Here is a 17,508-nt window from a genome sequence, read left to right on the forward strand (position 1 = left end):
GGCAGCGGCAGATGAGCGATTTCAACGCGTCCCTCTACCTGCTCGACCGTCACCTCGACCGGGGCGACGGCGACCGCCTCGCCCTGACCGGACCGGGCGGCGACCTCACCTACGCGCAACTGCACGACCGGGTCGGCCGCACCGCCGCCGGCCTGCGCGGCACCGGCCTGCTGCCGGAGCAGCGACTGCTGATGTTCATGGCCGACTCGCCCGACTTCGTCACGGTCTTCCTCGCCGCCATGCGGATCGGCGCCGTCCCCGTGCCGGTCTCCACCATGCTGCACGCGGACGGCCTGGCCGAACTCCTCCGCGACTCCCGAGCCGCGCTCCTGGCCGTGACCGCGGACTTCGCCGGACCCGCCGCCGCGGCCGCCGCCGAGTCACCGGAACTGACGGCGATCCTCACCGGCGTCGGCGCCCGCATCGACACCGACCTCCCCGTGCACACGCTCACCGACCTGGCTCAGACCGACCCGACCGGGGCGTACCCCACCTCGGACGACTCCCCGGCGTTCTGGCTCTACACCTCCGGGACGACCGGGACACCGAAGGCCGCGATGCACCGCCACGCGTCGATCCGCGTGGTGTGCGAGACCTACGGCGCGCAGGTCCTCGGCATCCGCCCGGACGACCGGTGCCTCTCGGCCGCGAAGGCGTTCTTCGCCTACGGCCTCGGCAACTCGGTGCTGTTCCCCCTCGCGGCCGGGGCGAGCGCGATCCTGGAGCCCGCGCCGTCCCGTCCGGACGCCCTGGCGGCCCACGCCCGAAACCTCGGCGCGACGCTGTTCTTCGCCGGCCCGACCTTCTTCGCCAACATGCTCCGCGCGCAGCTTCCCCCCGAAGCCCTCGGCGCGGTGCGGCTGGCGACCTCCGCCGGCGAACCCCTCCCCGCCGAGCTCTACCGGCGCTGGACCGGACGCTTCGGCATCGACATCCTCGACGGCATCGGCATGACCGAGATGCTGCACATCTTCCTGTCCAACAAAGAAGGCGAAGTACGTCCTGGTACGACCGGCGTTCCGGTCCCCGGGTACGACCTGCGCATCCTGGACGACCAGGGCAACGATGTCGCCGAGGGAACGCCCGGCACCCTGTTCGTCCGCGGCGACTCGACCGCCACGGGCTACTGGTCCCGCTACACGGCCTCCCGCCGGGTCTTCCAAGGCGAATGGCTGCGCACGGGCGACACCTACGTCATGGATTCGGACGGCTACTACACCTGCCTCGGCCGCACCGGCGACATGCTCAAGGCCAGCGGCATCTGGGTCTCGCCCGCCGAGGTCGAGGCCCGCCTGCTGGCGCACCCGGCCGTCGCCCAGGCCGTGGTCGTGGCCGCCATCGACACCGACGGGCTGGAGAAACCGGTCGCCTACGTCGTCCCCGCGCCCGCCGCCACACCGTCCGAACCCGACCTGATCGAGTTCTGCCGGGCCGGACTGCCCTCGTTCAAACGGCCCCGCCGCGTGGTGTTCACCGAGACCCTCCCCACCACCGCCACCGGTAAGGTCCGCCGGGTCGAACTGCGAGCCCACGCCGCCGGCCTCCTCGCCGGCTCGAAGGAGACCCCCGTGACCGAACCCGACGCGCTCTGATGCTGGACGGCATGCCGCTCATCGACGTGCACCTGCACGCCGCGCGGCTCCCCACCCTCAAGCCCGCCTGGAAACAGTGGGCGCACGACTTCGGCGACCCCGCGATCCTGGACCGCGTCTACGACGACTCCGGCACGGTCGTCCCCGACCGCTTCGACGCCTACCTCGCCGACGAAGGCGTCGACGTCGCACTCCTCCTGGCCGAGTACAGCCCCAAGGCCACCGGCGTCCAGCCGATCGAGGACCTGCTCCCGCTCACCCGCCACCACCCGTCCCGCATCAAGGCCATCGCCAACATCAACCCGCACCTGCACTACCCGGTCGACGACGAACTCCAACGCCAGCTCGACCTCGGCGCAGTCGCCTGCAAGCTGCACCCCGTCCACGCCGGTATTCCGGCCAACGACCGCAGCCTGTACCCGGCGTACGAGCTGTGCCAGTCAACGAACACCCCATTGGTCGTGCACTGCGGCACCAGCACGTTCCCCGGCTCGTCCAACAAGTTCGCCGACCCCGTCCTCCTCGACGACGTCCTCCGCGACTTCCCCCGCCTGAACGTCGCCCTCGCCCACGGCGGCCGCGGCTGGTGGTACGACGCGGCCGCGTTCATGGCGCTGACCAGCGAACGCGTGTGGATCGAGCTGTCCGGCCTCCCCCCGTCCCGGCTCCGCGAGTACTACGCCAAGCACAACTGGAACCGCCTCACCCGCCGCATGATCTTCGGCACCGACTGGCCGGGCGTCCCCGGCATCGCCCGCAACGCCCGCGCCGTCGCCGCCCTGTGCCCCGACGACGACACCGCCGCGCTCGTCCTGGCAGGCAACGCCGCCCGCGTCTACAACCTCACCTGACAGCCGATCGTCAGCCTTCAACGGCGAGGGCCGCCCAACGCTCCCGCGCGGCGCCCCGCCATTCCCCATGGAGATCATTGAAAAGATTCGCGGCACGAACCCCGATCCAGTGCGGAGGCAACAACTCCAGCGGCAACTGCGGATCCAGACGGGGAAACCGCCGCCACTCGTGCACGAGCCGGATCTGCGCGAGCAGCACCTGATCGCCCGACGCGGGCCGAAGCCCCGCGAACTCCCGCACGAACCCATCGTAGGCAGCCGCGAGCTCGTCCAGATGCCACGCCTGCTCAACCATCCCGCGCTCCGACCCGATACCGGCGAACGGACCACAGAACGACAACGCCGACCCCAGCCCAAGCCTCTCCACCACCTGCTTGGCCTCGGCCTCCCGAGAGGCGTGCGGACTGATCCACACCCCAGGCACCGGACTGCCCAGCCCCGCCCAGGTGAGTCCCGTGCGCAACTGGTGCCGCAGGTCCCGCTTGGACTCCGGCACACTGGCCAGCAGCACCAGCCAGCGCCCGTCCCAGGTCTCGCGCTCCCGGCCGAACGAGTAGATCCGCTCCGCGCCCTCGCTCAGCAGCGTGTGCCCGGCCCCGGTCAGCGCCCACCGAACCCGACGCCCGCTCCGTTCGGAGACGATCCACCCCTTGGCCGCCGTCCGGCTCAACGCCTGCCGCGCCGACTTCTCCTCGACCCCGAGCCCGGCCAGCACGTGCAGCAGCGCCGACGTCCAAACCGGCTCACCGTGCGGCAACAGATACTCGCCCAACATGGTCATGAGCAGCGACTGCGCGCTCCCCGCCCCGGCCTGCCGCCGAACCTCGCTGGGCATGAAAGGTGACACTCCTTCGAACGAAGAGACCACCCCATGCTACAAGAACACGACGTACCGACAGCCATCCGTAGCCAATATCCCAATCGGGCGCTGACCGGGGCCGCGTCAGGCATGGTGCAGTGTCCGACCGGAGGTCGGCTCACCCGCCGGACTGCCGGGCCGGTGTGGTCCCCGGCTGTCCTGGCCGGGTCGTCGCATGCCGATGGCGACGCCGGCCGTGACGAGCAGGGCGCCGATGACGTCGGCGGTACCTGGCCGGCCGAGGCCGAGTGCGATGGTGGTGAGCAGTGCGCCCACCGGCACGAGGCCGGCGAACAGGCCGGCGCGGTCGGCGCCGAGGCGGCGCAGTGCGTCATACCAGAGGAAGAAGGCGGCCGCGGTGACGATCGCGCCGAGGTAGGCGAAGGCGACCGCATGGCTGGGCGTGGGCACCCGCAGGGAGGCCGCACCGTCCAGGGCGAGGCCCGCGGCCAGCAGCATGGGGACGGAGACAGCGGCGGGATAGGCGGCGACCCTCAGGGGGCCGAGTTTGGCCAACAGAGGGACGGCGAGCAGAGAGAACGCGACTTCGCCGACGAGTGCGCCCAGGGACAGCAGCAGGCCCGTGAGGCTGCCCGAGCCGAGGCCGGCGGCGACGGCCGCGCCGAGTGCGACCACGAGCGCGGCGCCGACGGTGCGGGGGGCCGGGCGTCGGCGTTCCAGCAAGGGCCCGACGAGGGCCAGGACGAGGGGGACGGCACCGACCACGGTGCCGATCATGGCGGGCCCGGCATGCCGGGTGGCTTCGACGAGAAAGACGTTGAACCCGGCCAAACCGGTGGCCGCCAGCGCGATCAGGAGCAGGATGTCACGTGGAGTCAGGCGGACGCGGGGCAGGCGCCGGTGGCGTACGACGGCCAGGAGGATCGCCGCGGCGAGCCCGTAGCGCAGGGCCTGTCCGGTGAAGACCGGGTAGTCGGCGATGGTGGCGGAGACCGCGGTCGAGGTGCCGACGAGCAGCATCGCCGAGGCGGCGCCGACGGGGGATTTCATGTGGTGTGCTCCAGCACCGCCGGGGAGGGGGCCAGGACCTTGCGGGTGATGCGTTCGGCGATGGCGGCGACCAGGGTCCTGGGGCGGCGGGGTGTCAGGTGCGCGGCCAGGGCGTTGCCGAATCCGGGGGCGACATAGCCGCGGTCGCGGTCCAGCGCGCGCAGAGCGGCGCGGACGACGGGCTCCGCGGTGGTCATGGAACCGGTGACGGCCGCACGGCGGGTGCCGAGGGTGTCGAAGAACGCGGTCTCGACCGGGCCGGGGCACAAGGTGAGCACGCGGATGCCGCGCCGGCGGTACTCCTGCCGCAGGGCGAGGCCGAAGTTCAGTACGAAGCTCTTGGCCGCGCCGTAGACGGCGAAGTACGGGGAAGCCTGGAAGACGACGTTGACGACCGAGCCGCGGCCGCGTTCGAGCATCCCCGGCAGCAGTTCATGGGTGAGGTCGACGAGCGCGACCACATTGACCATCAGCTGATCGTGGTCACGGGCACCGGAGATCTCCTCGAAACGGCCGCAGGTCCCGAAGCCGGCGTTGTTGACCAGCAGGTCGACGCTCAGCGCGCGAGCGGCCAGTTGGTCGGCGACGCGGCGGGCCGCGTCCGGTTCGGCGAGGTCCTGGACCAGCACATGAGCCTGGACGCCGTGCTCGGCGATCAGGCGCTCGGCGAGGGCGGCGAGCCGGTCGCCGGACCGCGCCACCAGGATCACATCGTGCCCTTGCGCGGCGAACTCCGCGCCGAGGCCGGACGACGCTCCGGTGATGAGGGCGGTGCTGTGCATGTCTTCTCCGTCGTCAGGGGAGCAACTGCGAAAAGACTGTACCAATAACATCAAAACATGCAACAGCCCTGATGCAAATCACAGCAACCTTGCATCGACAATGTAGTCTTTGCGTTACAAGTGACCCAACGGGAGGCATGATGAGCGAGGCAGCGGCCCGGTCGTTGCGGGCGGACGCAGAGCGCAGCGTGCGCGTGATCCTGGAGGCGGCGGAGCGGGTGCTCGTCGAAGACCCCGGCGCTTCCATGGAGCAGATCGCCGCAGCCGCGGGAGTCGCCCGGACGACGATCCACCGGCGGTTCGCCAATCGACAGGCGCTGATCGAGGCGCTGGCCTCATCCGCGGCCCGCCGGCTGGCCCAGGCGGTGGACGACGGCAGGCCGGACACCGCGCCGCCGCTGGTAGCGATGCACCGGATCACGGCCAACGTGCTCCAGGTCAAGAGCGCCTGGGCATTCGCCTTGGGGCTACCGACAAACCCGGACAGTGAGGCCGCCGTCCTCCAACAGGACATCGCCCGCCGCTGCACCGCCGTGCTGAAACGGGCCCAGGCCGACAAGCTCATCGACGACGCAGCCGATCTCGACTGGGTGCGCCGGGTCTACTACACGCTCATCGGCGAATCCCTGAACGGCAACACGGACGGCGCCGACCCGGACGCCCTCGCCGCCCGCGTCATCGACACCCTGCTGCACGGCGCCGGCCCGCGCCGATGAGGGGACCCGTCCCCCGGATGAGCCGCGGCGGCAAGGCGGTCACGCCTCGTGCTCGGCCGGGATGCGGGTGTAGGTGAGGAAGAGGGCGCCGCTGCCCAAGGCCGTTTGGTCGGTGAGTCGCCAGGTGGATGGGTCGAAGGCGGCGGCGCGGCCGAACAGCGGGATGCCGGCGGCGATGGTCAGCGGCGCCAGCTTGATCACGAGCTGGTCGATCTCCCGGTACAGGGCGCCCGCCAGCGTGCCACCGCCGAGCAGCCAGATGTCCTTGCCGCCCTGCTCCTTCAACTCCTGCACGGCGGTGACCGGGTCGCCGGACACGATTTGGACGGCCGGGTCAGGGCTCTCGGACAGGGTCCGGGAGAACACCAGGTGACGCAGATGCGGGTAGGCGTTGGCGATGCCGGCCTTGATCCCGATCTCATAGGTGTGCCGCCCTTCCAGGACGGTGTCGAAGCGGGTGCCCTCGGCGGTGATGCCCAGGGCCTGCCGAGCGGGGCCGGGCAGCGTTTCGGGGTACTCGGCGATGAGGTGCTGCAGGTAGTCGTCCGGGATCGTCCAGAAGCCGCCGGGGCCGGTGGGGTCGGCACCGTCGGGGCCGGCGATGAAGCCGTCGAGGGTGGCGGCGATGTAGTACACGAGCTTGCGCATGCGGGGCCTTTCGGTCGGTCAGCGGCGGGTGCCCGGCTTGGGAAGCGGGCGAGGGCGGGGCAGGGAGCGCGGCATCGGGGGCTGCTGCGGGAGGTGTCGGCGCGTGGGCTGAACTCGCATCTCGGGTTTCCTCTCGACGAACATCATCTGATGTACTCTGTGTGAAGTGGTTTGAAGATAGTACTGCACTTGCAGTGATGTCAAATCCTGGGCGAATCACGGGAGATGAGATGCGACAGAACACCGCCCGCCGCACCGCGCTGCTCGACGCCGCCATCGAGGTCCTCGCAAAGGAGGGGTCACGCGGGCTCACCCTGCGCGCGGTCGACAAGGAGGCCGGCGTCCCCACCGGCACCACCACCAATTACTTCGCCAACCGCGCCGACCTGCTCCGCCAGGTCATGGCCCGCACCCACGAGCGCCTCACCCCAGACCCGTCCGCGCTGGCAGAGACCATGAAGGCCGAGCCCACCCCCGAGCTGACCGCCACCCTGCTCCGCCAGCTGCTGGACCGGATGCGCGCCGACCGCAGCAGCCACCTCGCCATGCTGGAGTTGCGCCTGGAAGCCACACGCCGCCCGGAACTGCGGGAAGATCTCACCCGTACCTTCACCGCGATGCTGGAGGCCAACATCGCCTGGCACCTGGACACCGGCCTCCCCGGCGACCACGAAACTGTGCTGCTCCAGTACACCGCCATGCTCGGCGTGATCGTGGACGACCTGACGGTCCCGGGATTGCTGGAGCCGCACGGCATCGAAAAGATCATCGACGCGTTGGCGCAGCGCAGCCTGCCCCGACCACAAACAGAAACCTGACCGGACGCCAGGCGTCCCACCGCACCCCTCAACGAGAAGCTCAAGCACTACAGGCTGTACCGCGAACCGCACCTCAAGGACGGTCGGTCGTTCGAGCGGATCGCCCAGCGGCACCGCACGACCGTCGAACTGGCCGTGATCGCTATGGAAGGGCCCGTGCTTCCGCCGATCCGTCGCCATGGCGCATGCGGCCGGTGTCAGCATGAAGGCCGTCTCAGAGATCCTTGGCCACGCCACGGAGTCGTTCACCTCGGCCGTGGTCGCCGCGGAACTCGCGACCGACGCTGCGGCAAGAATCGGGTCTTTCGTGCCGCGTCGCGGCGCCGTCTGAACGGGCGTCCTGTAGGCGGGCCGAACGCGCCGAGGGGTGGTGAGCGTGCTGGACGGCGCCATGCCGTTTGTGCGTGCTCGGGCCTCGATCTGGCTCGGAAAAGACTCTGCGGGGTTGCGTAGCTAGACGCAACCCCGCAGTTCAGACGGCGGAGGATCGGGGATTTGAACCCCGGATGGGCGTGAACCCAAACCGCATTAGCAGTGCGGCGCCATAGACCGGACTAGGCGAATCCTCCAGTGGCCCTCGGGCACAGGACAGGTTACCGGTTCGGCGTGCCGACCGGCAAAGCCTGAGCTCGGGTCACTGAAAGCATAGCCCGGAACCTCCGCCTGCGGGGACGATCCGCTCCCGGGGCCGCGGGAGCGGAGGTCGTCACCGTCAGCCGCCCAGGCGGAAGCCCGAGTAACCGCAGGCTTCGCCGAGCTCCTGGCCGTGCTGCTGCATCTGGCTGATGTTCGGCGTGCCGCCGGAGAGGTTGCCCGAGGACAGCTCCTTGAGGCTGTTGGCGACGGTTTCCAGGTCCGTGGCGAACGCGGAGGCGGCGGACTCGACGTCGCCGCCGGCGTCCTGGCCTTCGCTGCGGATCTTGGAGGCGGCGTCCAGCCACTCGTTGGCGGTCTGGTCGGTGCCGCCGCCGGTGAAGGACGGGCTGCTGGAGGCGATGCCGCGCAGTTCGGTCTCGATGTTCTTGCACGCCTCGTCCTTGGCGCCACCGCCCGCGATCGAGCCGAGAGGGCCGCAGGCGGTGGAGGTGAACAGGGCGCCACCGACGGCGAGGACGCCGACCAGCTTGGTGGCAGACATGCGCATGTTTTCTCCTTCTGGGGGGTTTGGAGCTTTGGACGAGGGTAGACCGCGCAGGTCAGTTCCGTCTTGATTACCGCTTTGGCGCCTGACGGCCACGAACGGTTCCGTGACCCGCGTCACGTCCGTCCGGGGCGGACGGAACCGATTCGCGGACGACCGGTGGAGCCGGTACAGTATTCAGCGGCAAGCACCCGTAGCTCAATGGATAGAGCATCTGACTACGGATCAGAAGGTTTGGGGTTCGAATCCCTACGGGTGCGCAGCGGGTCAGAGGCCCCTTCCGGGATCGGGAGGGGCCTTTGGCGTTTGGGGCCGAGGAGGTCGGGTGCGGGTCGCGTTCGTTGGGGACGTGCACGGGTGCGTGCTTCACGCGCTCGGGGCGGCGGCGCTGTTGGCCGAGGCTCGGGGACGGCTCGACGCGGTCGTCCAGGTCGGGGACTTGGGGGCGTTCCCGTCGGTGGAGAGGTGGGACGAGGCGTCGCGGCGGTTCGGGGGTGATCATCCCGCGCAGCACGACTTCTTTCGGTTGCTCGATCCGTCGCCGCGGTTGGCCGAGGGGGTTCGGCTCGCGTTGACGCGGGTGCCGCCGGTGGTGTTCGTGAGCGGTAATCATGAAGATCACGAGTGGTTGGCGGGGCGCGAGGGGGCGGTGGATCCGCTCGGGGCGTTCGTCCATGTGCCGTGCGGGACGGTCGTGGACGTGGCCGGGTTGAGGTTCGCGTTCCTGGGGTTGATCGAGTCGGAGGGCATGGACTACGACGCGATGCCTACGCGAGGTTGCTGGACGCGGAGGCCGGGAGTGTCGATGTGCTCGTCACCCACGATGGGCCTTACGCGATGTCCAGTTATCGGGGTGTTGTGCAGGGGTCGGTGAAGATGACTGCACTTCTTGAACGTTTGCAGCCGCGGATGCACGTCAGCGGTCACTATCACCACGAGAACGGGCCTCGACGGTACGGGGCGACGGTTTCGTATGCGCTTGGTCAGTTGGTGCAGCCGAAGGTTAAGGGGGGCGAGCCGTTCAATCCTCGGCAGGAGGTCATGCCCGGGAGTATTGGGCTGCTCGACACGGAGACGTTCGAGTATGTGCGCGATTCGTGGCTCGCGGATGTTCGCGGTGACGAATTGGATCTTGTTCGGTTGCTTTCCTGAAGTGTCGGTGGCTCCGGTTAGCGTGGGGCCATGCGGTACATCAAGGGGGACGCGACGTCGCCGCAGGCGAAGGGCGTGAAGATCGTCGCGCACGTGTGCAACGATCTCGGGGGCTGGGGGAAAGGGTTCGTCCTCGCGGTGTCGCGGCGGTGGAAGGAGCCGGAGGCGGAGTACCGGGCCTGGCACCGGGCGCGGGCGAGGAACGGTTTCGGGTTGGGGGCCGTCCAGTTCGTGCAGGTGGAGCGGTACATCTGGGTGGCGAACATGGTCGCGCAGCGGGGGATCAAGCCGAGCCGGAGCGGGCCGCCGATCCGGTACGAGGCTCTCGACCGGGCGCTGGAGAAGGTCGGGGAGAGGGCGCTGGAACTGTCGGCGAGCGTCCATATGCCGCGGATCGGGTGCGGGCTCGGGGGCGGGCGGTGGGAACTCGTGGAGCCGCTGATCGAACGGCGGCTCGTCGAACGCGGGGTGTCCGTCACCGTATATGAGTAGGACGCAAAAGTCGGTTCGGTCGTACGCGCGACACGAGTGTGGCTCGGGGTTTTGCGGCGGGTGGATGGTTGGGCGGTCCTATTTCCGTCTGCCCGTGGAGTGATGATGAAGGAGCGGGAGGTCGTCGCGCGGCGGTTGCTGCGTTCGGCGGCCAAGGCGTCGTTCGATCCCGGTGTCGACGTCGACTGGGACGCCCCGATGGAGCCCGGGAAGTACTTCATGCCGCCCGAACGCGTGTCCCTGTACGGGACGGACGTGTGGGGGCGGCTCGACGAGGAGCGGCGCATCGAGTTGTCGCGGCACGAGTTCGCGAGCATTACGTATGTGGGCGTCTGGCTTGAAGTGTCGCTGATGCAGCTGTTCATGCGGTTCGTCTATGACCTGGATCCGCGCAGCGCGCATGCGCAGTTCGCGTTGACCGAGGTCGGTGACGAGACGCGCCATTCGGTGATGTTCGGCCGGTTGCTCGACCGGCTCGGCGCGCCGCGCACCCGGCTGCCCGGTGTGGTCCACCACGGCGGGCGGCTGTACAAGGCGGTCGGGGCGGGGCCTGCGATGTGGGCGACGTTCCTGGTCGGCGAGGAGGTCTTCGACCGGATACAGCGGGCGATCATGGACGATCCGCGCGTGCAGCCGCTCGTCCGGGACGTCAGCCGGATCCACGTGATCGAGGAGGCGCGGCATGTCCGGTTCGCGCGGGCGGAGATCGTCCGGAGCATGCGGGGGCTGGGCAAGGCGCGGCTGGCGGCGCACCGGCTCACCGCGGCGCTGACGGCGACCGCGCCGGTCGGTTTCATGATCGATCCCGAGGTGTACCGGTGCGTCGGGCTGGAGCCGGAGGAGGGGCGGCGGATCGCGCTCGGGAATCCTCGCTATCGGGAGACGCTCCTGTGGATGGGTGGGAAGATCATGCCTTTCCTGGAGGAACTGGGGTTGATCGAGGGCCCCGGACGGGCGCTGTGGCGGCACACGGGTCTCGTGCGGTGACGGCGGGCCCTCGGACGAGGGCCCGCCGGTTCGTTAGACGTGAGGTGCGCCGATCGCTTCCATCATCGGCTCCCAGTAGCGGTCCATCTCGGGCCGCCACGCCTCCCAGTTGTGCCAGCCGTCCTCGTAGACGTGGGCCGTGACGGGGATGTCGAGGGCGTCGAGGCGGAGCAGGAACGACTCGGTGGTGCGGCCGCACGTGACCTCGTGGACCTGCACCGATTCCTCTTCGCCGGGCGCCGGGGCGTCGTGGGGGCCGGGCAGGCCGGTGGTGCCGCTGGACACGAACAGGCCGACGCCGCGCAGGTTGCGGGCGAGGACCCATGGGTCGTGCGCGAGCCAGTTCTCGGCGTCGATGCCCGGAACGCCCCAGACGTCGGTCGCGTCCTCGGTGTCGGTGTAGAGCGCCTGCGTGAGCACCAGCATGGTCGGAATGCCCGGCATGGTCATGTGCATGACGCCGCTGGACGCCGCGACGTACTCGAAGATGCCGGGGTGCCGTCCCGCGTACGCCATCGCGCCGCTCGCACCGGACGAGATGCCCATCGCGGCACGGGCCGTCCCGGCGTGGAAGTTGCGTTCCATGAGTTGGACGACCTCGGTGGTGTGGAACGTCTCCCACATCGGCGGGCCGCCCTCGCCGTCGTTGTACCAGTCGGTGTACGCGCCGTTGGCGGCTTCGGGCATCACGACCATGACGTCGTAGGACGCGGCGTACTCCTCGATGTCGGTGCTGCGCGTCCACGACACGTAGTTGTCGCGGCCCCCGTGGTAGGCGTACACGACGGGCCAGGTGCGTTCGGCGTCCGGCGACCAGCCCGCGGGGACGATGACACGGGTCTTGACCTGCTCGGGCAGGCCCGGCGTGTCGATGGTGACGTCGAAGGTGCGCTCGTCCAGCCAGGTTTGGTCGGTGATGCGCGCGCCGGTGTCGGCGGGGACGGACTGGGCGGGCGGTGCGGCGGCGGCCGGGACGGGCGTCAGGACGGCCAGTAGTGCGGCGATCGCCAGCAGGGCGCGTGTTCGGGGGATCATGTGGAGGAAGCTAGGTTCGCCCGCGCCCCGTGATACCTCACGCGGGTAACGAATGTTCGCGTTCGGTTGTGCGTTCCGCGTGTGGATTTCTAGTCGGCGGCGAGGGTTTCGAGGACCTGCTCGCCGTACTTCGCCAGCTTGTTCTCGCCGACGCCGCTCACGCCGCCCAGCTCGGCGAGGGTCTTGGGGCGCGCGGTCGCGATCTCGCGGAGCGTGGCGTCGTGGAAGATCACGTAGGCGGGGACGCCCTGCTCCTTCGCCGTCGCGGCGCGCCAGGCGCGCAGCCGCTCGAACAGCGGGGCGGCCTCGGCGGGCAGCTCGACGGGCGCCTTGCGGTCCTTCGCGGCCTTGGCGGATTTCGTGGTCGCCCGCTCGGGTTCGCGGCGCATCATCACCTGCGTCCGCCGCGCAGCACCTCGGAACTCGCGTCGGTGAGGACGAGCGTGCCGTGGTTGCTCTCGACGGCGATCAGGCCCTGCGCGAGGAGTTGCCGGACGACGCCGCGCCATTCGACGTCGCGGAGTTCGGCGCCGATGCCGAACGTCTTCAGCGAGTCGTGGTCGAACTGGATGATCTTCGCGTTCTTCTTGCCGAGCAGGATGTCGACGATGTGCCCGGCGCCGAACTTCTGCCGGCGCTCGCGGTCGAGCCGCACGACCGTCGAGAGTACTTTCTGCGCGGGGACGGTCGCGTCCCAGGTCTCGGGCGGGGCGATGCAGGTGTCGCAGTTGCCGCAGGGCTCGCCGGGCTGCCCGAAGTAGTTCAGCAGCTGGACGCGACGGCAGCCGGGCGTCTCGCAGAGTGCGAGCATCGCGTCGAGGTGCGAGCTCTGGCGGCGGCGGAACGCGGCGTCGCCCTCGCCGGAGTCGATCATCTTGCGCAGGTTGACGACGTCTTGCAGGCCGTAGGCGAGCCAGGCCGTGGACGGGAGGCCGTCACGTCCGGCTCGTCCGGTCTCCTGGTAGTAACCCTCGACCGATTTGGGCAGGTCGAGGTGGGCGACGAAGCGGACGTCCGGTTTGTCGATGCCCATGCCGAACGCGATCGTCGCGACGACGACGAGCCCGTCCTCCCGCAGGAACCGCGACTGGTTCGCCGCGCGCGTCTCGGCGTCCAGGCCCGCGTGGTACGGGACGGCCTCGATGCCGTTGTCGGTCAGGAACTGGGCGTGCTTCTCCACCGAGTTGCGGGACAGGCAGTACACGATGCCCGCGTCGCCCTGGTGTTCCGTTTGGAGCAGCTTGAGGAGTTGGCGTTTCGCGTCGGTTTTCGGCTCGATGCGGTACTGGATGTTCGGACGGTCGAAGCTCGCGACGAAGTGCCGCGCGCGTTCGAGGTCGAGCCGGGACGCGATCTCCGCGCGGGTCGCCTCCGTCGCCGTCGCGGTGAGGGCGATGCGCGGCACGTCCGGCCAGCGTTCGTGCAGGCCGGACAGCATCAGGTAGTCGGGCCGGAAGTCGTGGCCCCACTGCGACACGCAGTGCGCCTCGTCGATCGCGAACAGCGAGACGTCGCCGCGGTCGAGCAGTTCGACGGTCGCGGGGAGCCGCAGCCGTTCGGGCGCGAGGTAGAGCAGGTCGAGTTCGCCCTGCACGAACTGCGCTTCGACGATGCGGCGTTCGTCCAGGTCTTGGGTCGAGTTGAGGAAACCCGCGCGGACGCCGAGCGCGCGCAGGCGTCCACCTGGTCCTGCATGAGGGCGATGAGGGGGGAGATCACGATGCCGGTGCCCTTCCGGACCAGCGCCGGGATCTGGTAGCACAGCGACTTCCCGCCGCCGGTCGGCATCAGGACCAGCGCGTCCCCGCCGGAGACCACCTGCTCGACGATCTCGCGCTGGCCGTCGCGGAACGTGTCGTAGCCGAACACGCGCCGCAGCGTCTCGTCGATCTCGGTGGCCTCAGGCGTCTCGGGGGAGGACATTCGCCCATACTAGGAGCCGCCGCCGACACCGTGCGTCACTTCGCCACCTTGTGGATAACCTCCGCGGTCAGGTCGTCGAGGCCGTCGGCGACGTGGGCGGCGAGCGCCAGGGCGTCCGGGGCGGGCGGGTGCGCGGGACGCGGGATCGCGATCACCCGCATGCCCGCGGCGTGCGCGGAGCGGAGCCCGTTGGAGGAATCCTCGATCGCGACGCAGTCGGCGGCGCGGACGTTGAGCTGCGCGGCCACGGTGAGATATCCGTCCGGTGCCGGTTTGCCCTGGTCGACTTCCTCGGTGGAGACGGTCGCGGGGAACAGCGCGTCGACGCCGAGGTGTCCGAGGACGATGTCGATCAGGGCGCGCGGGGACGAGCTGGCGAGGCCCAGCGGGCGGAGTTCGGCCATCCGGTGGACGGCCTCGCGCGCACCCGGCAGGACGGGCAGGTGCGCGGCGTACCGCTGCGACATGCGGTCGATCACCGCGTAGGCGACGTCGTCGGCGGACTGGCCGTCGACCAGGTCGGACGCGATGTAGCCGGCCCACTCGTCGGTGCTCATGCCCATCATCCGCTCCTGCGTGTCCGGCAGCCAGCGCCCGCCGTGCTCGGCGACGTAGGCGCGCCGGACCTCCTCCCAGACGGGCTCGGAGTCGATCAGGACGCCGTCCAGATCGAACACGATGGACTGCAGGGGCATGATCGTCCTCCCAGGTCGGTGTCCCCGGTGCGTACCCGGCTGAGCGAAGTAGAACCCAATTCGGGACGAATGTGGATTTTTGGATCTAGGGCACGGGTGTCTGGCATGGTGGGTTCCCTCCGTACCCCCTCCGGAGTCACAGCAGAGGAGCTCTGCACATGGTTTTCGTTGGATTCGTCCTGGTCGCGGCGGCGATCACCGCCGGCGCGGGCGTCCTGCTCGCCAACACCGGCCCGGCCCACCTGGTCGTCTTCGGCCAGGACGTGCCGCTCGTGAGCAACGAATGGCAGGTGTTCGTCGCCGGAGCCGCGGTCGCGGCCGTCTTCGTCATCGGCATGATGATCACCTTCCTGGGCGCCGGACGCATGCTGCGCGCCCGCCGTGACCTGCGCGACCTGCGCGATGAGCACGAGGAATCGCTCACCACCCTCGAGATGGAGAAGCGGCGGCTGGAGCGCGAACTCGCGCGCGTCCGCCAGGGCAAGGGCGGGACGCCCCCGCCCGAGCGGCAGCCGGCCCGGCCCGGTGGCCCGCAGGTGTGGCCGCCGCACCCCGAGCCCGCCCCGGCGGGCCGCGGCCCGTCCGTCAAGTCCCCCTTCTTCGACCGGAGCGAATGAGGGCGTCTCCTACCTGACGGTGAGCGTCTCGCCCCGGCAAATCGCCGCACGGGCTGATGGCGGCCCCCGGGCCGGCCGCGCATGCTGGTGATGTGCGCATTCTTCTCAAGGTGGGCATCACCGCGGTCGCCCTGTGGGCCGCCACCGCGCTGATCCACGGCATCACCGTCCAGGGCGTCACGAGCGTCGGCGACACCGCCGGCGGACGTGCGCTGACCCTCCTCGGCGTCGCCGTCGTCTTCGGCATCGTCAACGCGATCATCAAGCCGATCGTCAAGACGCTGGGCTGCGCCTTCTACGTACTGACCCTCGGCCTCATCGGCCTCGTCGTCAACGCGCTGCTGCTCTGGCTGACCAGCGAGGTCGCCGCGCGCCTCGAACTGCCCTTCCACGTCGACGGCTTCTGGGCCGCGTTCTGGGGCGCGATCGTCGTCGGCGTCGTCGGCTGGGTGCTGAACCTGTTCGTGGGCGACGGCGACGACGACGACTGACCGACCCGCCCGTACCCCTCCGACGCCGCCCGAGGACGCCCGCGCGCTCCTCGGGCGGTTCCGTCGTTAACGGGTGGGTTCGTCGGGGGCGGGCGGTTCGTCCGAGGGGCTCGGGGTTTCGGATGCCGCGTCGTCGGGTGCGGCGTCCGTGATCGTCGGGTCCGCGGTCGTCGGTTCGTCGGGTGCGGCGTCCGTGATCGTCGGGTCCGCGGTCGTCGGTTCGTCCGGCGGGACGTCCGTGATCGTCGGATCCGCGAAGGTCGTGTCCCGAGGGTCCGCGGCCGTCGAGTCGTCCGGTTCCGGGGCGTCGCCGGACGGGACGTCCGTGGCGGCACCGGCGTCGACGGCCCGGCCGAGCGGCCCGCGGGCCAGATGATCGGCGGGCTCCTCGTTCGCGTACTCGCGGTGGGCGGGCGGCCTCGCGCCGGGCGCGCCGACCAGCACCCAGCGCCGGGTCCGGACGGCGCCGACGAGGAAGTCCGCGTCCCGGACGTCGCCCACGGCGATCAACGCGTCGAACTCCGCGTCGTCCAGTGCGAAACCCGCGACCGGCGTCCCGACGACCACGTCGGCGGTGCGCAGGAGGACGCCGCCGTCGGGCGCGCGGCCGTCCAGATAGCCGGACAGTTCCTCGATGCGGGCCATCGCGCGGGACTGGTGCGCGGCGATCGCGTCCGGCTCGGCGGACGGGTCGGAACCGCAGATCTCCTCGACGTGTTCCCGCGCGCGCGCTTCCGCGTCCTCGGCCGTCTGCAGCTCGGCGTCGCGCGCCGCCAGTTCGTCCCCCGCCTCCGTGGAGCGCCGCTCCAGCTCGGCCGACGCCGCCGCGCACGCCCCGCCGCGTCCTCGGCGGCCGCGCCGTCCCGTTCGGCCGCGGCGAGCGCCTCCTCCCGCGCCGTCCGCGCCGCCTCGGCACGCTCCTCGATCTTGCGCGCCGCCTGCTTCGCGACCCGGGCCGCAAGGCCCGCCTCCGTCGCGCGATGCACCGCCTCCGCGGCGAGCCGCGCCTGCTCACGATGCTCGGCGTCCGCCCGCTCCCGCTCCGTCGCCAGCCAGGCCAGCTCCTCGCCGAGCCGCTGCTGCGCCTCCCGTGCCGCGCCGAGCCGCGCGCCGCCGTCGGTGACGAACTGGTCGAGCCCGCGCCGCAGCCGGTCGGCCTCCTCCGCCGTGTGCCGGGTCTCCGCCGCCCGCTTCGCCGCCTCGTCGGCTCCCGCCGCCGCGCCTTCACCTCCGCGCGCATGCTCCGCAGCCCGGACGGCGGCGACGCCACGTGCAGCCGCTGCCCGAGCGACATCTTCTTCTGCATCGCCGACAGCGCCGACTCGGCCGACACCAGCCGGTAGTAGCTCGCGTGCCCCTCCGCCGCCGCGTCCGCGTCCGCCGCCATCGCCCGCTCGGCCTCGTGGACCGCCGCCGGCAACGCCTCCCGCGCCCGCTGCAGCTCGTCCGCCAGCGACTCCTCGGTCTGCCGCGCCGCCTGCATCTCGCCCTGGGCGTGCTGCGCGCGCTGTTCGAGCTCCGTGCACCGCGCGTACGCCGCGTCCGCGACGCGCGTCAGCTCCCCGGACTCCGCCGACACCGTGTCCGCCGCCGCCTGCAGCCGCGCCGCCTCCGCGAGCGGGCCCGCCAGCTCCGCCTCGGCCGCCCGCTGCTCGACGCCCAGCCGCTCGGCCTCCGCGGTCGCCTCGGCGGCCGCGC

Annotated in this window: 22 protein-coding genes, 2 tRNA genes and 1 pseudogene; 13 read left to right on the plus strand and 12 right to left on the minus strand. The window is 70.6% G+C overall.

The window, feature by feature from the left end:
- Positions 1–11: 11 nt before the first annotated feature.
- Both BJF79_RS41715 and BJF79_RS41720 read left to right on the plus strand, forming a co-directional pair.
- Positions 12–1,592: a benzoate-CoA ligase family protein gene (locus tag BJF79_RS41715; RefSeq protein WP_075905739.1), complete on the plus strand. Its 1,581-nt coding sequence runs from the start codon at positions 12–14 to the stop codon at positions 1,590–1,592.
- Positions 1,592–2,443 carry an amidohydrolase family protein gene (locus BJF79_RS41720; RefSeq protein ID WP_075905740.1) on the plus strand — a complete coding sequence of 284 codons (852 nt, stop codon included), beginning with the start codon at positions 1,592–1,594 and terminating at the stop codon, positions 2,441–2,443. Before BJF79_RS41715 ends, BJF79_RS41720 begins: the two co-directional genes overlap by 1 nt.
- A gap of 10 nt (positions 2,444–2,453) precedes the next feature.
- Here BJF79_RS41720 and BJF79_RS41725 read toward each other — a convergent pair whose 3' ends face one another.
- From BJF79_RS41725 to BJF79_RS41735, 3 genes are all read right to left on the minus strand, one after another.
- Positions 2,454–3,278, minus strand: coding sequence for a PaaX family transcriptional regulator C-terminal domain-containing protein (locus BJF79_RS41725; protein WP_075905742.1), 825 nt, complete (start codon positions 3,276–3,278; stop codon positions 2,454–2,456).
- A gap of 108 nt (positions 3,279–3,386) precedes the next feature.
- The gene (locus BJF79_RS41730) at positions 3,387–4,283 is read right to left on the minus strand and encodes a DMT family transporter (RefSeq protein ID WP_262403380.1); all 897 of its coding nucleotides are present in this window, start codon (positions 4,281–4,283) and stop codon (positions 3,387–3,389) included.
- Positions 4,284–4,309: 26 nt separating this feature from the next.
- Complete coding sequence (locus BJF79_RS41735; protein WP_075905746.1) at positions 4,310–5,095, minus strand: SDR family NAD(P)-dependent oxidoreductase; 786 nt, start codon at positions 5,093–5,095, stop codon at positions 4,310–4,312.
- Between the two features lie 188 nt (positions 5,096–5,283).
- Between BJF79_RS41735 and BJF79_RS41740 the strand changes: the two genes are divergently transcribed.
- Positions 5,284–5,811 (plus strand): TetR/AcrR family transcriptional regulator, encoded by a 528-nt coding sequence (locus BJF79_RS41740; RefSeq protein WP_262403381.1) that lies wholly within the window; start codon positions 5,284–5,286, stop codon positions 5,809–5,811.
- Between the two features lie 39 nt (positions 5,812–5,850).
- Here BJF79_RS41740 and BJF79_RS41745 read toward each other — a convergent pair whose 3' ends face one another.
- Complete coding sequence (locus tag BJF79_RS41745) at positions 5,851–6,459, minus strand: dihydrofolate reductase family protein (protein ID WP_075905750.1); 609 nt, start codon at positions 6,457–6,459, stop codon at positions 5,851–5,853.
- Positions 6,460–6,689: 230 nt separating this feature from the next.
- On the opposite strand from BJF79_RS41745, the gene BJF79_RS41750 reads away from it, so the two are divergent.
- Positions 6,690–7,277, plus strand: coding sequence for a TetR/AcrR family transcriptional regulator (locus BJF79_RS41750; RefSeq protein ID WP_075905752.1), 588 nt, complete (start codon positions 6,690–6,692; stop codon positions 7,275–7,277).
- A gap of 480 nt (positions 7,278–7,757) precedes the next feature.
- Here the strand turns inward: BJF79_RS41750 and BJF79_RS41755 are convergent.
- Both BJF79_RS41755 and BJF79_RS41760 read right to left on the minus strand, forming a co-directional pair.
- A tRNA-Ser gene (locus tag BJF79_RS41755) sits at positions 7,758–7,846 on the minus strand.
- A 143-nt stretch (positions 7,847–7,989) separates the two neighbouring features.
- On the minus strand, positions 7,990–8,421 hold the full coding sequence (locus BJF79_RS41760; protein WP_075905754.1) for a hypothetical protein: 432 nt from the start codon (positions 8,419–8,421) through the stop codon (positions 7,990–7,992).
- Positions 8,422–8,605: 184 nt separating this feature from the next.
- Between BJF79_RS41760 and BJF79_RS41765 the strand changes: the two genes are divergently transcribed.
- The 5 genes from BJF79_RS41765 to BJF79_RS41785 all read left to right on the plus strand — a co-directional run bounded on the left by BJF79_RS41765 (position 8,606) and on the right by BJF79_RS41785 (position 11,049).
- A tRNA-Arg gene (locus BJF79_RS41765) sits at positions 8,606–8,678 on the plus strand.
- A gap of 65 nt (positions 8,679–8,743) precedes the next feature.
- A complete protein-coding gene (locus tag BJF79_RS41770; protein WP_075905756.1) occupies positions 8,744–9,292 on the plus strand; it encodes a metallophosphoesterase in 549 nt (182 codons plus the stop codon).
- Complete coding sequence (locus BJF79_RS64210; protein ID WP_143220852.1) at positions 9,289–9,570, plus strand: hypothetical protein; 282 nt, start codon at positions 9,289–9,291, stop codon at positions 9,568–9,570. Before BJF79_RS41770 ends, BJF79_RS64210 begins: the two co-directional genes overlap by 4 nt.
- Before the next feature lie 30 nt (positions 9,571–9,600).
- Positions 9,601–10,062 carry a macro domain-containing protein gene (locus tag BJF79_RS41780; RefSeq protein ID WP_075905760.1) on the plus strand — a complete coding sequence of 154 codons (462 nt, stop codon included), beginning with the start codon at positions 9,601–9,603 and terminating at the stop codon, positions 10,060–10,062.
- 105 nt (positions 10,063–10,167) lie between these two features.
- Positions 10,168–11,049 carry an AurF N-oxygenase family protein gene (locus tag BJF79_RS41785; RefSeq protein WP_262403382.1) on the plus strand — a complete coding sequence of 294 codons (882 nt, stop codon included), beginning with the start codon at positions 10,168–10,170 and terminating at the stop codon, positions 11,047–11,049.
- Positions 11,050–11,082: 33 nt separating this feature from the next.
- Here BJF79_RS41785 and BJF79_RS41790 read toward each other — a convergent pair whose 3' ends face one another.
- The 5 genes and pseudogenes from BJF79_RS41790 to BJF79_RS41800 all read right to left on the minus strand — a co-directional run bounded on the left by BJF79_RS41790 (position 11,083) and on the right by BJF79_RS41800 (position 14,702).
- The gene (locus BJF79_RS41790) at positions 11,083–12,084 is read right to left on the minus strand and encodes an alpha/beta hydrolase (protein WP_075905762.1); all 1,002 of its coding nucleotides are present in this window, start codon (positions 12,082–12,084) and stop codon (positions 11,083–11,085) included.
- An 89-nt stretch (positions 12,085–12,173) separates the two neighbouring features.
- Positions 12,174–12,476 carry an HRDC domain-containing protein gene (locus BJF79_RS64215; RefSeq protein ID WP_262403383.1) on the minus strand — a complete coding sequence of 101 codons (303 nt, stop codon included), beginning with the start codon at positions 12,474–12,476 and terminating at the stop codon, positions 12,174–12,176.
- Positions 12,476–13,846 carry a RecQ family ATP-dependent DNA helicase gene (locus BJF79_RS41795; RefSeq protein ID WP_316043549.1) on the minus strand — a complete coding sequence of 457 codons (1,371 nt, stop codon included), beginning with the start codon at positions 13,844–13,846 and terminating at the stop codon, positions 12,476–12,478. Before BJF79_RS41795 ends, BJF79_RS64215 begins: the two co-directional genes overlap by 1 nt.
- Positions 13,789–14,007 (minus strand): annotated as a pseudogene (locus BJF79_RS66130) (DEAD/DEAH box helicase); the annotation flags it as partial. The gene BJF79_RS41795 and the pseudogene BJF79_RS66130, both read right to left, overlap by 58 nt.
- A gap of 35 nt (positions 14,008–14,042) precedes the next feature.
- On the minus strand, positions 14,043–14,702 hold the full coding sequence (locus BJF79_RS41800; RefSeq protein WP_075905764.1) for an HAD family hydrolase: 660 nt from the start codon (positions 14,700–14,702) through the stop codon (positions 14,043–14,045).
- Positions 14,703–14,860: 158 nt separating this feature from the next.
- Here BJF79_RS41800 and BJF79_RS41805 point away from each other — a divergent pair, with 158 nt between their 5' ends.
- Positions 14,861–15,319, plus strand: a complete 459-nt coding sequence (locus tag BJF79_RS41805; RefSeq protein WP_075905766.1) for a hypothetical protein — start codon at positions 14,861–14,863, stop codon at positions 15,317–15,319.
- A 92-nt stretch (positions 15,320–15,411) separates the two neighbouring features.
- Entirely contained in the window at positions 15,412–15,810 is a 399-nt protein-coding gene (locus BJF79_RS41810) for a phage holin family protein (RefSeq protein ID WP_075905768.1), read from the plus strand.
- Between the two features lie 66 nt (positions 15,811–15,876).
- Here the strand turns inward: BJF79_RS41810 and BJF79_RS41815 are convergent, their stop codons facing one another.
- The gene (locus BJF79_RS41815; RefSeq protein ID WP_075905770.1) at positions 15,877–16,455 is read right to left on the minus strand and encodes a hypothetical protein; all 579 of its coding nucleotides are present in this window, start codon (positions 16,453–16,455) and stop codon (positions 15,877–15,879) included.
- A 335-nt stretch (positions 16,456–16,790) separates the two neighbouring features.
- On the opposite strand from BJF79_RS41815, the gene BJF79_RS41820 reads away from it, so the two are divergent.
- Both BJF79_RS41820 and BJF79_RS41825 read left to right on the plus strand, forming a co-directional pair.
- Positions 16,791–17,153 carry a hypothetical protein gene (locus BJF79_RS41820; RefSeq protein ID WP_075905772.1) on the plus strand — a complete coding sequence of 121 codons (363 nt, stop codon included), beginning with the start codon at positions 16,791–16,793 and terminating at the stop codon, positions 17,151–17,153.
- Between the two features lie 8 nt (positions 17,154–17,161).
- A partial coding sequence (locus BJF79_RS41825; RefSeq protein ID WP_143220853.1) for a hypothetical protein occupies positions 17,162–17,508 on the plus strand: 347 nt, incomplete at its 3' end.

The sequence above is a fragment of the Actinomadura sp. CNU-125 genome (genome assembly GCF_001942465.1).
Taxonomy (GTDB): domain Bacteria; phylum Actinomycetota; class Actinomycetes; order Streptosporangiales; family Streptosporangiaceae; genus Spirillospora.